The sequence below is a fragment of the Ferrovibrio sp. genome, from assembly GCF_025869515.1.
Classification (GTDB): domain Bacteria; phylum Pseudomonadota; class Alphaproteobacteria; order Ferrovibrionales; family Ferrovibrionaceae; genus Ferrovibrio.
Genome location: NZ_JAOZVR010000048.1, coordinates 57,284 through 68,735 on the forward strand (window position 1 = coordinate 57,284; position 11,452 = coordinate 68,735).

The window sequence follows — 11,452 nt, forward strand, 5'->3', positions numbered from 1 at the left end:
ATCAGACGTTTATGAGGAAGTTACAACAACAGGAGTCTCTCCCTCATGCGTGCCATTTTGCTCTGGCTGCTGGGAATCCCCATCCCGGTTATCATTCTTCTCTATATCTTCGGTGTGTTCTGATCGCGACACCTGAAGCAGACGGGCCGGCCGGGCAACCCCGCGCCGGCCCTTTTCATTTCAGCCAGCTTACCGAACCGTGTCAGGGCAGCTTGCCGGGCGGATCACAGAGCAGCCCCAGCCGTACCAGGCGCGCGGCCACGGCATCGCGCGAGCGCCCGAACCGCCGGGCAATTTCGCCGGCCCGCAATCCGTGACGAAACAGCGCCTGCAATGCGGCCTCCTCACCAAGAGTCCAGGGCTTGCCGGTATTGAGCGGGAGTCCCAGCTCGCGCACGCGCTGCTGCCGGCGCTGTTCCCGCTCCGCCATCTCATGGTCGCGCATCAGAGACGGGCCGACGGGGGGCTGCGCCGCGATCCGTGGTGCGCCGAAGCCGACGCTGCGTACGGCCTCGCGCAACTGCCGCCGTGCATCGGACTGCAGCGGCACATTGAGCAACTCGTTGCCGCGCCGGCGCAGCAGCGCAATCCAGAAACTTTCCGCCATGCTGAGCCGACGAGAAGGCAGATCGGTTTCCAGCACCACCACGAGCGGCAGCAGGCCGTTGCTGCGCAGAACCTTGATCTTGGCACCTGAGATGGAATGCCCGCCGGCGAAATGACTGCGCTTGCGACTATCGAGATCCCGGGTCTGGCCGACATAGAAAATGTTGTGATCGCGCGGATCGACCAGCGCGTAAATACAGCCGGTCAGCTGCGGCGAATCCTGCCTGTCACCGCCCTGAACATCACCCGCGAAAGCCTCAACCATTCGCTACTTCTAATATTTGAATTCACTATACAGACACTCTTAACTAGAGGATTTCGGTTTTACAATACGCTTTTTAATTGATTTTCCGCGCAGAAAATACGTGGCCTCATCCAGACTCGCCGCAGGCCTGCCCCGTCCCACCGGCGGCGCGCGCGAGACCCCGTCGAAGGCGGCATTGAAACGGCGCAGCAGCCGCAGGAACTCCATCGCTTCCGCCTTGCCGAAAGGCGCCAGCAGCGCGGCCCGCGCCTGTTCAGCGGCATTCTGGCTGGCATCCAGCAGCTTCCGGCCGGCCGGCGTCAGGGTCAGTGCAAACTTGCGCCGGTCATCCGGGTTCGGGGTCCGCGCGATCAGGTGCCGCTCCACCAGCAGCCGCACCACCAGGGCGGTGGTCGACCGGTCGAAGCCCAGGCTGCGCGCCAGGTCGATCTGGCTGACCGGCCCCCAGCGACGCACCATCGTGAGGGCGCCGAACTGGGTCGGCGTCAGGTCGAAGGGCTTCAGGCATTCGAGGAAGACCGAGACGGAGTTCTGATGCGCCCGGCGGATCTGGAAACCGGGACGGTCGTATATCTCGGGCAGCGGATGCGCGTTGGGGTTGGATTTTGCCATATCTCTCCCTGCCCCGGCCCGTGATCCGACGCAAGGGCCGATTTCGTGAATTGACAGACCAGCCGGCCCGGCATATTCGTCAGACGTATGATGATTTACCAGCGACCCGCCACCATAAGCGGCGCGCTTCTCAGGAGGAAGACCATGCCGTCATCATTGCCGCTATCCCGCCGTCGCCTGCTTGCCGCCACTGCGGCCTCCTTCGCGCTGGGCGCCCTGCCGGCCGGTTTCATGTCGGCGCGGGCGCAGTCGCTGATCCAGCGGCCGGTGAAGATCGTGGTGCCCTTCTCGCCCGGCACCGGCATGGACAGCCTGGCCCGCATCGTGGGCCAGCAACTGCAGCAGCGTTCGGGCCAGCCGGCCGTGGTGGAGAACCGCGTCGGCGCCTCGGGCAACATCGGCAGCCAGGTGGTGGCCACGTCGGCGCCGGACGGCTACACGCTGATGGTCACGGCCAATACTTTCGTGATGACGCCGCCGCTGTACAAGAACGTACCCTACGACGTGGTGAAGGACTTCGCGCCGATCGGCCAGATGGCGCTGGGCCAGATGGTGCTGGCGATCCATCCCTCGGTGAAGGCGGCGAACCTGAAGGAGTTCATCGCGCAGGCGAAAGCGCAGCCGGGCAAGATCGACTATGCCTCCCCGGGCAACGGCACGCCGCAGCATCTGGCGATGGAATCCTTCAAACTCGCCGCCGGCATCAACATCAACCATATTCCCTACAAGGGCTCGGGCGGCGCGGTGCAGGACCTGCTGGGCGGCACGGTCGGCGCCATGATCATGCCCGTTCATACGGCACTGCCCTTCCTGGCGGATAAACGCATCCGCGTGCTGGGCCTGACCGGCGCCGAACGCTCGTCCATGGCGCCGCAGATCGCCACGCTGGCCGAACAGGGTGTCAGCGGTTTCGAAGTCGATCTGTGGTACGGCATGTATGCGCCGGCCAAGACCCCGCCGGAGATGGTGAAGCATCTCAACACCGAGCTGAACCAGATCCTGGCCGATCCGGCGGTGCGCGAGACGATCCAGAAGCAGGGCATGGTGGTGCGCACCGGCACACCGGAGGCACTGGCGCAGCTCACCGCGAAGGATCTGGCGCGCTGGACCAAGGTGATCGAGGACGCCAAGATTCAGCCCGAGTAAGGACATATCATGGATGTGCTGATTATCGGCGGCGGCATTGGCGGCCTGACGCTGGCCCTGACGCTGCACGACCGCGGCATTGCCTGCTGCGTCTTCGAAATGGCGCCGCAGATTAGGGCGGTGGGCGTCGGCGTCAACCTGCTGCCGCACAGCACGAAAGAGCTGATCCGGCTCGGGCTGGAGGATGAACTGGCGCGCGTGGCGGTGGCGACCAGGGATGCCGCCTTCTTCAACCGCTTCGGCCAGCTGATCCATCGCGAGCCGCTCGGCCGAACTGCGGGCTACGACTGGCCGCAATTCTCGATCCATCGCGGCGATCTGCAGATGATCCTGCTGGCCGCCGCGACCGAGCGTCTGGGCAAGGATCGTATCGTCACCGGCTGGCAGTGCACCGGGTTCAGCCAGGATGCGCAGACGGCCACGGCGCGGTTCCGCAATACCGAGACCGGCGAAGCCCTGCCCGACCAGAGCGCCGATGTCATCATCGCCTGCGACGGCATCCACTCGGCGATCCGCAAGCAGATGCATCCTGCCGAAGGCGAGCCGCGCTATTCCGGCGTCAACATGTGGCGCGGCGTGACGCGCATGCAGCCGATCCTGTCGGGTGCCTGCATGGTGCGCGCCGGCTGGCTCAGCCATGGCAAGATGGTGATCTATCCGATCCGCGACAATATCGATGCCGCGGGCAACCAGCTGATGAACTGGGTGGCCGAGATCGAGACGCCGGTCTATCGCAAGCGCGACTGGAGCCGGCCGGGGAATCTCGACGACTTCCTGCCCGCCTTTGCCGACTGGCATTTCGACTGGCTCGATGTGCCTGCGATGATCCGCAATGCGGATGCCGTGCTGGAATTTCCCATGGTGGATCAGGACCCGCTCGATCACTGGACCGAGGGCCGCGTCACCCTGCTGGGCGATGCCGCGCATCCGATGGTGCCGCGCGGCTCCAATGGTGCCGGCCAGGCGATCATCGACTGCGCCGTGCTGGCCGACCTGCTGGCCGAAAGCGCCGATCCATGCGAGGCGCTGAAGGCTTATGAGGCAAAGCGCCTGCCGGCGACGGCGCAGGTGGTGCTGACCAACCGCACCAATCCGCCGGATGCCATCCTGCGCGAGGTGTTCGAGCGCACCGGCGACAGGCCGTTTGCACGCATCGAGGATGTGATCAGTCCGGCAGAATTGCAGGGGATCACAGACAACTATAAACGCGTGGCGGGCTACGAGAAAGACAAGCTGAAGGCGGCGGGTTGAATGGGATATGCGGGTCAAGCCCGCGTATGCCCCTCTTCACTTTAGCTCTTTTTGGTCATGCCCGGGCTTGACGATGAGTTTTAATGGAATACATCGGTATTCTGCTTGCCGGCACTCTTAGCTGAACCGGTTGTTCTTGTTGAAGCCGCGGAAGACCACGCGGCCGGCCTGCGCCCGTTCGCCGCGATAGTCCTTGATGTCGGTCTCGGTCTTGGTGCGGCCGGATGAATCGATCCAGCTGAGGCCCTGCTTGAGCGTGAAGGTCCGGGCATCGGCCAGGCCGCCATCCTTGTATTTCTGCAGGGTGATGCCGCGGCCCTTGGTCATCTCGGGCAGTTCCGACAGCGGGAACAGCAGCAGTTTGCGATTATCGCCGATCACGGCAACCGTATCGCCTTCGACGCTGCGACAGACGCAGGCCTCGGCCGGCGCCTGCACGTTGAGAATCTGCTTGCCGGTGCGGGTGGCGGCCTGCATCTCGGCCTCGGGGCAGACGAAGCCCCGCCCGTCGCTGCTGGCGACCAGGAACTTGCGCTCGCCCTGGTATTTCATCAGCTCGACGATCTCCTGGTCGTTGCCCAGGTCGATCATCAGGCGCACCGGCTCGCCATGGCCGCGGCCGCGCGGCAGCTTGTCGCAAGCGATCGTATAGGCGCGACCGTTGGTGCCGAACAGCAGCAGCTTGTCGGTGGTTTCGGCATGCAGCCAGAAGCGGCCCTTGTCGCCTTCCTTGAACGTGGCGCTGCCATCGTCCGCCACATGCCCCTTGATGGCGCGGATCCAGCCCTTGGCCGAGCAGATCACGGTGATCGGCTCGCGCTCGACCAGAATCTCGAAGGCCTCTTCGGAGATCACCGGCGCATCGCCGATCCGGGTGCGGCGCTTGCCGAGCGCCGATTTCGGGCCGAACTGCTTCTTCAGCTCCTGGATTTCCGCGCTGATCGCGGTCCAGCGCATGCTCTCGTCGCCGAGCAGCTTTTTCAGCTCGGCCAGTTCCTTCGAGAGTTCCTTGTGCTCGCCGCGCAGCTCCATCTCTTCCAGCTTGCGCAGACTGCGCAGCCGCATGTTGAGGATGGCTTCGGCCTGCACATCGGTGAGCCTGAATCGCTTCATCATCACCGGCTTGGGTTCGTCTTCCCGGCGGATGATCTCGATCAGTTCATCGAGATTGAGATAGGCGATCAGGTAGCCGTCGAGCACTTCGAGGCGATGCTCGATCTTGCCCTGGCGGTATTTGCTCTTGCGCTCCAGCACCTCATGGCGGTGGTCGAGATAGGCCTGCAGCGCCTCGCGCAGGTTCATCACGCGCGGCAGCTTGCCGCCATCCAGCACATTGAGGTTGAGCGGGAAGCGCGTTTCCAGGTCGGTGGTCCGGAACAGGCTTTCCATCAGCACTGCCGGATCGACGGTCTTGTTCTTGGGGATGATGACCAGCCGCACGTCTTCGGTCGATTCATCGCGCACATCGTCCAGCAGCGGCGCCTTGCGCTCGGTGATCAGCTCGGCGATGCGCTCGATCAGCTTCGACTTCTGCACCTGGTAGGGAATTTCGGTGACGACGATCTGCCACATGCCGCGCGGCAGCTCTTCCTGCTGCCAGACCGCGCGATGACGGAAGCTGCCGCGGCCGGTCCGGTAGGCCTCGATACGGGCGCTCAGCGGCTCGACCATGATGCCGCCGGTGGGGAAATCCGGGCCCTGCACGAATTCCACCAGCTTCTCGATGCTGGCGTTCTTATGCTTGATCAGGTGCAGCAGCGCATCGCACAGCTCGGGCAGATTATGCGGCGGGATCGAGGTGGCCATGCCCACGGCGATACCGCTGGCGCCATTGGCCAGCAGATTCGGCAGGCCGGCCGGCAGCACCACCGGCTCGTCATTCTCGCCGTCGTAATTGGGGCGGAAATCGACCGTCTCGTCATCGAGGCTGGCGAGCAGCACATTGGCGACGTCGGTGAGGCGTGCCTCGGTGTATCGCATCGCCGCCGCATTATCGCCGTCGATATTGCCGAAATTGCCCTGGCCGTCGACCAGCGGATAGCGCTGGGCGAAATCCTGCGCCAGGCGCACCAATGCGTCATAGACCGACTGGTCGCCATGCGGATGGTATTTACCGATCACGTCGCCGACGACACGGGCGCATTTCTTGTAACCGGCACCGGGATCGAGCTTGAGCAGCCGCATAGCGAACAGCACGCGGCGCTGCACCGGCTTGAGCCCGTCGCGCGCATCGGGCAGCGAGCGCGAGGTGATGGTGCTCAGCGCATAGGCGAGATACCGCTCGGACAGCGCATCGGGCAGCGGCACATTGCGGATATCTTCGGGAACGTCTTTGGGGGGCAGGTGCTTGCTCATGACGCGCTTTCTACACCAGACAGCCTGATCTTTCTACTTTTGGGCCAGGGTCTGAGCCTGGCCACGCACGACCTCCAGCAGGCGCGCCCTTGCCTGCGGCACCGGCGCATGCAACTGGGCGAACAGGCGGTTTTCCAGGAAATGACCCGTGAGGGCGAGGCCATCCTGCACGGCTCTGATCGCTGAATCTGGCTGCAGCGAATCGACAGGTACCGAATCGGTAGCTCCCCTTCCCGGCACCAGGAAGCCCGGCAGCACCAGCAGACGCTCGGCGTAAGGCGCCGCGGCACCCGCCGACACCGCGCGGCCGGTGCGCGGCGAGACATGCGTCAGGTCCACAGTAGCACCGGTGGCGGCACAGCTTTGCAGATCGATGCCGTAGCCCATCTCGGCAAGCAGGCCGATTTCCCAGCGCACATAGAGCGCGCCCCAGTCGCCGGCATCTTCCATCTCGGCCATCAGGCTGAACAGTGAGCGGGTGGCGGCGAAGAGATTCGGATGCGGCTCGCGTTCGGAAACGGCGGCGTCGATCAGGGCGCAGGCGGCGCGTAATGCTGCCAGCCGCGCCGGATCGTCGAGCATCAGGGCGGCCGGGTGGCCGAGCGATTCCAGCGTGTAGTAGCCGAGCTGTTCCGACAGCCGCGCGCGCCAGTCGGCCCGCACGATCTGCCCGGGCTGCAGCGCCCCGCCCCGGCCCGTGCCGCTGCCGCGCAGAAGCCCGGCATGCCGGCCATGCGCCTCGGTCAGCAATGTCACGATCCGGGCGCTCTCGCCGTGGTGGCGCACGCTGAGGACCACGCCTTCATCCTGCCAGTCCATACTGATGGCTTAGGGTGATTCTGCGAAGGGGGCAAGCCGGCTCACGGGGTGCCCGTCAGCACGCTGTCGTCTTCAAGCTCAGCCTCAAAACCAGCTCCGATTTGGCGCAGGCGCAGCAAGGGCGCGGACAAATGCTCAACCCGTTCTTCTCGCAACCCGCCATCCAGCAGCGCTATCAGGACAAGTCGCCGTCGCTGCCGGTCGGGCAACAGAATTCTGTCGCGCTTTTGCCCACGCTCGATAAGTGACATGGAAATTTCCGACCGCCCATAGATATGATTGCTGTAGCCTGCCGCCTCGACCATCAGTGGCAATTCACCGGCCTGAATTCGATAGATTCGCAGCAATCCGACCAAATGCGGCATGGCCACCAACGCCACTTCACCAACCACGCCGTCGCCGTCGAAGTCACCGATGCCGATGGGGGCAAGCCAGCGATTCCCTGTACCGATGTAGGGTGTGGCAGCCAGCAGCCGCCCTTGCCCATCGGAAAGACCATACAGCGACAGTCGTGCGCCCATCTTCCGGTCGCTTTCGACCACCATCGCCACATCGCCAACCACCGGTGCGCTCACCAGGCGCGGAAACACATCCTCAAACACGCGGTTTTCAGGCAACACAATGCGGGCTATGCCGCCGTCGCGGCCCTGCAGGACCAGCGTGCCGGCCTCGATATCGTCACCCAGCGCGCCATGCGGGTAACGCGTGGTCGGATCTGCAAACCACGCCCGGGCGATACTGCCCTGCCCCGTCGCCAGAGCCGTGCCCGGCACCAGATCGGCCTGCTGCGCTTTTACAGACATGGCGCAGAACAGCAAGAGCGCAAAAAGAAAGGGAGCGGTATTGCGACCGCTCCCCATCTTTCGCATTGCTACGCAGCCCTTATTCGGCGGCGTCGCCGACGGCAGCCTGCAGTTCGCTTTCCAGCGCATCGGCGAAATCGCGGTCGCGCTGGGCGGCGAGGCCCTTCATCCGGTTCATGATGGCACCGGTGCCGACCGGGATCAGGCGGCCGACGATGACGTTTTCCTTCAGACCGATCAGCTTGTCGACCTTGCCGCCAACGGCAGCTTCGGTGAGCACGCGGGTGGTCTCCTGGAACGAGGCCGCCGAGAAGAACGACCGGGTCTGCAGGCTCGCCTTGGTGATGCCGAGCAGGACCGGCATGCCCTTGGCCACCTTGCGGCCTTCGGCTTCGGTCTTGGCATTCACTTCTTCGAACTCACTGCGGTCGACCTGCTCGCCGATCAGGAAGGTGGTCTCGGCCGGGTCGATGATCTCGATCTTCTGCAGCATCTGGCGGCAAATCACCTCGATGTGCTTGTCGTTGATCTTCACGCCCTGCAGACGATAGACCTCCTGGATCTCGTTGACGAGATAGTTGGCCAGCGCCTCGATGCCGAGCACCTTCAGGATGTCGTGCGGCGCCGGGTTGCCATCGAGCAGATGGTCGCCGACACGCACGAAGTCGCCTTCCTGAACGGCAATATGCTTGCCCTTCGGGATCAGGTATTCGACCGGATCGACGCCCTCTTCGGCCGGCTTCAGGATCAGGCGGCGCTTGGCCTTGTAATCCTTGCCGAACTCGACGCGGCCGTCGATTTCCGCGATGACCGCATGGTCCTTCGGACGACGGGCCTCGAACAGCTCCGCCACGCGCGGCAGACCGCCCGTGATGTCGCGGGTCTTGGTGCCTTCCACCGGGATACGCGCCAGCACGTCGCCGGCATGGACCTGGGCGCCGTCCTCAACCGACAGAATGGCGTCGGCCGAGAGGTAGTAGCGCGCCTCGGACCCGCTGACGAGCATGAGGATCTCGCCCTTGTCGTTGCGCAGCGTGATGCGCGGACGCAGCTCGCTGCCCTTCGGGTTCTGCTTCCAGTCGGAGACGACCTTGTAGGAAATGCCGGTCGACTCATCGGTGGCTTCACGCACCGACACGCCTTCGACGAGGTCGCGGTAGTTCACCACACCCTCGCGCTCGGTGATGATCGGGCGGGTGTAGGGATCCCACTCGGCGATGCGCTGGCCCTTCTTGACCTTGCCGCCTTCGTCGGCCACCAGACGGGCACCGTAAGGCACCTTGTGGCGGGCGCGCTCGCGACCGTTGGCATCGACCAGGATGACCTCGCAGTTACGGCCCATGACCACGAAACGGCCCTGGCTGTCGGTCACCAGGTTGCGGTTCGCGACCTTGATGGTCGCATCATAGGCGGCTTCCAGGCTCGACTGCTCCGCCACCTGGGCGGTGCCGCCGATGTGGAAGGTACGCATGGTCAGCTGGGTGCCCGGCTCGCCGATCGACTGCGCGGCAATGACGCCGACAGCCTCGCCGATGTTGACCTTGGTACCGCGGGCCAGATCGCGGCCGTAGCACTTGCCGCAGACGCCGGTCTCGGAGTTGCAGGTCAGCACCGAACGGATCAGCATGGATTCCACGCCGGCCTGCTCGATGATGTCGACGTCCTTCTCCTCGATCAGTTCGCCGGCCTTGACCAGCACTTCACCGGTCAGCGGATGCTTCACATCCGTGCTGGGGGTGCGGCCGAGGATGCGCTCGCCAAGGGTGGCGATCACTTCGGCGCCTTCGACGACCTCGCGCACGGTCAGGCCGCGCTCGGTGCCGCAATCTTCCTCGGTGATGATGCAATCCTGCGCCACGTCGACGAGACGACGGGTCAGGTAGCCCGAGTTGGCGGTCTTCAGGGCGGTATCGGCCAGACCCTTGCGGGCGCCGTGGGTCGAGTTGAAATACTCGAGCACGGTGAGGCCTTCCTTGAAGTTCGAGATGATCGGCGTCTCGATGATTTCGCCCGACGGCTTGGCCATCAGGCCGCGCATGCCGGCGAGCTGCTTCATCTGGGCGGCCGAACCGCGGGCGCCGGAATGCGCCATCATCCAGATCGAGTTGATCGGCTTGCGCTCGCCGGTGACCTGATCGATGTCGGTCTGAATGACCTTCATCATCTCGTCGGCGACGCGATCGGTGCACTGCGACCAGGCATCGACCACCTTGTTGTACTTCTCGCCCTGGGTGATCAGGCCGTCCTGATACTGCTGTTCGTATTCGCCGACCAGCTTGCGGGTGTCATCGATATGCTTCTCCTTCGTCAGCGGCACGACCATGTCGTCCTTGCCGAAGGAAATGCCGGCCTTGAAGGCGCGGGTGAAGCCGAGCGCCATCATGCGATCGCAGAAGATGACGGTCTCTTTCTGGCCGCAATGGCGATACACCACGTCGATGACGTTGGTGATCTCCTTCTTGGTCAGCTGCTGGTTGATGACCCGGAACGGCACGTTCTTGTGACGCGGCAGGATCTCGCTCAGCAGCATGCGGCCGGGCGTGGTGGTGACGCGGGCGACAATCGGGTTGCCTTCCGAATCCACCGTGTTCAGGCGGGCCTTGATGCGGTGATGCAGGGTGATCGCCTTGGCATCCAGCGCCTGCTGGATTTCCGCAATGGTCGAGAAGACCGGGGTCTTCTCCACGATGGCGCCGCTCTGGACGATACGCTCCAGCTCGGCCTTCACTGCGGTCTTCGGCACTTCCACCCTGGTCTTGGGGTCATAGATGACGACGTCATCTTCCGCCCAGGCCTTCAGCAGCGCATTCATGTCCTTCATCTTGAGGACATCGCCCAGCGGGCTGTTGCGCTCCATCGTGGTGTAATACAGGCCGAGCACGATATCCTGCGACGGTACGATGATCGGCTTGCCGTTGGCGGGGCTGAGGATGTTGTTGGTCGACATCATCAGCACGCGGGCTTCAAGCTGGGCTTCCAGCGAGAGCGGCACGTGCACCGCCATCTGGTCGCCGTCGAAGTCGGCGTTGAAGGCGGCGCAGACCAGCGGATGCAGCTGGATCGCCTTGCCCTCGATCAGGGTCGGCTCGAAAGCCTGGATGCCCAGACGATGCAGGGTCGGCGCGCGGTTCAGCAGCACCGGATGCTCGCGGATGACCTCTTCGAGGATATCCCAGACTTCCGGACGCTCCTTCTCCACCATCTTCTTCGCCATCTTGACGGTGGCGGCCAGGCCGCGCAGCTCAAGCTTGGAGTAGATGAAGGGCTTGAACAGTTCGAGCGCCATCTTCTTCGGCAGGCCGCACTGGTGCAGCTTCAGCTCCGGACCGACCACGATGACCGAACGGCCCGAGTAGTCGACGCGCTTGCCGAGCAGGTTCTGGCGGAAGCGGCCCTGCTTGCCCTTGAGCATGTCGGACAGCGACTTCAGCGGACGCTTGTTGGCGCCGGTGATGACGCGGCCGCGACGGCCGTTGTCGAACAGGGCGTCGACGGCTTCCTGCAGCATGCGCTTTTCGTTACGCACGATGATGTCAGGCGCGCGCAGCTCGATCAGCCGCTTCAGGCGGTTGTTGCGGTTGATGACGCGGCGATA

At 64.1% G+C, this 11,452-nt stretch carries 8 protein-coding genes; 2 read left to right on the forward strand and 6 right to left on the reverse strand.

Annotated features, from left to right (window positions below; translation table 11 throughout):
- Positions 1-202: 202 nt before the first annotated feature.
- Both OJJ21_RS07425 and OJJ21_RS07430 read right to left on the reverse strand, forming a co-directional pair.
- Positions 203-871, reverse strand: coding sequence for a GIY-YIG nuclease family protein (locus tag OJJ21_RS07425; RefSeq protein ID WP_297684684.1), 669 nt, complete (start codon positions 869-871; stop codon positions 203-205).
- 39 nt (positions 872-910) lie between these two features.
- Positions 911-1,483, reverse strand: a complete 573-nt coding sequence (locus tag OJJ21_RS07430) for a MarR family transcriptional regulator (RefSeq protein WP_297684686.1) — start codon at positions 1,481-1,483, stop codon at positions 911-913.
- A 144-nt stretch (positions 1,484-1,627) separates the two neighbouring features.
- Here OJJ21_RS07430 and OJJ21_RS07435 point away from each other — a divergent pair, with 144 nt between their 5' ends.
- Together OJJ21_RS07435 and OJJ21_RS07440 are read left to right on the forward strand one after the other, a co-directional pair.
- Positions 1,628-2,629, forward strand: coding sequence for a tripartite tricarboxylate transporter substrate binding protein (locus tag OJJ21_RS07435; RefSeq protein WP_297684688.1), 1,002 nt, complete (start codon positions 1,628-1,630; stop codon positions 2,627-2,629).
- 9 nt (positions 2,630-2,638) lie between these two features.
- A complete protein-coding gene (locus OJJ21_RS07440; RefSeq protein WP_297684690.1) occupies positions 2,639-3,880 on the forward strand; it encodes a flavin-dependent oxidoreductase in 1,242 nt (413 codons plus the stop codon).
- 117 nt (positions 3,881-3,997) lie between these two features.
- Here the strand turns inward: OJJ21_RS07440 and parC are convergent, their stop codons facing one another.
- The 4 genes from parC to rpoC form a co-directional block, all read right to left on the reverse strand.
- Complete coding sequence (gene parC, locus OJJ21_RS07445) at positions 3,998-6,235, reverse strand: DNA topoisomerase IV subunit A (RefSeq protein WP_297684692.1); 2,238 nt, start codon at positions 6,233-6,235, stop codon at positions 3,998-4,000.
- Positions 6,236-6,268: 33 nt separating this feature from the next.
- Positions 6,269-7,054, reverse strand: a complete 786-nt coding sequence (recO, locus tag OJJ21_RS07450; RefSeq protein WP_297684694.1) for a DNA repair protein RecO — start codon at positions 7,052-7,054, stop codon at positions 6,269-6,271.
- Positions 7,055-7,095: 41 nt separating this feature from the next.
- Positions 7,096-7,986, reverse strand: a complete 891-nt coding sequence (locus OJJ21_RS07455; RefSeq protein WP_297684700.1) for a VCBS repeat-containing protein — start codon at positions 7,984-7,986, stop codon at positions 7,096-7,098.
- A partial coding sequence (rpoC, locus tag OJJ21_RS07460) for a DNA-directed RNA polymerase subunit beta' (RefSeq protein WP_297684696.1) occupies positions 7,937-11,452 on the reverse strand: 3,516 nt, incomplete at its 5' end. The genes rpoC and OJJ21_RS07455, both read right to left, overlap by 50 nt.

What these genes read in the sequence shown, in the direction of transcription:
- recO (WP_297684694.1), bottom strand. Translation starts at nt 7,054, where the DNA reads ATGGACTGGCAGGATGAAGGCGTGGTCCTCAGCGTGCGCCACCACGGC.
- OJJ21_RS07425 (WP_297684684.1), bottom strand. Translation starts at nt 871, where the DNA reads ATGGTTGAGGCTTTCGCGGGTGATGTTCAGGGCGGTGACAGGCAGGAT.
- OJJ21_RS07455 (WP_297684700.1), bottom strand. Translation starts at nt 7,986, where the DNA reads ATGCGCTGGAAAGCGAACTGCAGGCTGCCGTCGGCGACGCCGCCGAAT.
- parC (WP_297684692.1), bottom strand. Translation starts at nt 6,235, where the DNA reads ATGAGCAAGCACCTGCCCCCCAAAGACGTTCCCGAAGATATCCGCAAT.
- OJJ21_RS07430 (WP_297684686.1), bottom strand. Translation starts at nt 1,483, where the DNA reads ATGGCAAAATCCAACCCCAACGCGCATCCGCTGCCCGAGATATACGAC.
- OJJ21_RS07440 (WP_297684690.1), top strand. Translation starts at nt 2,639, where the DNA reads ATGGATGTGCTGATTATCGGCGGCGGCATTGGCGGCCTGACGCTGGCC.
- OJJ21_RS07435 (WP_297684688.1), top strand. Translation starts at nt 1,628, where the DNA reads ATGCCGTCATCATTGCCGCTATCCCGCCGTCGCCTGCTTGCCGCCACT.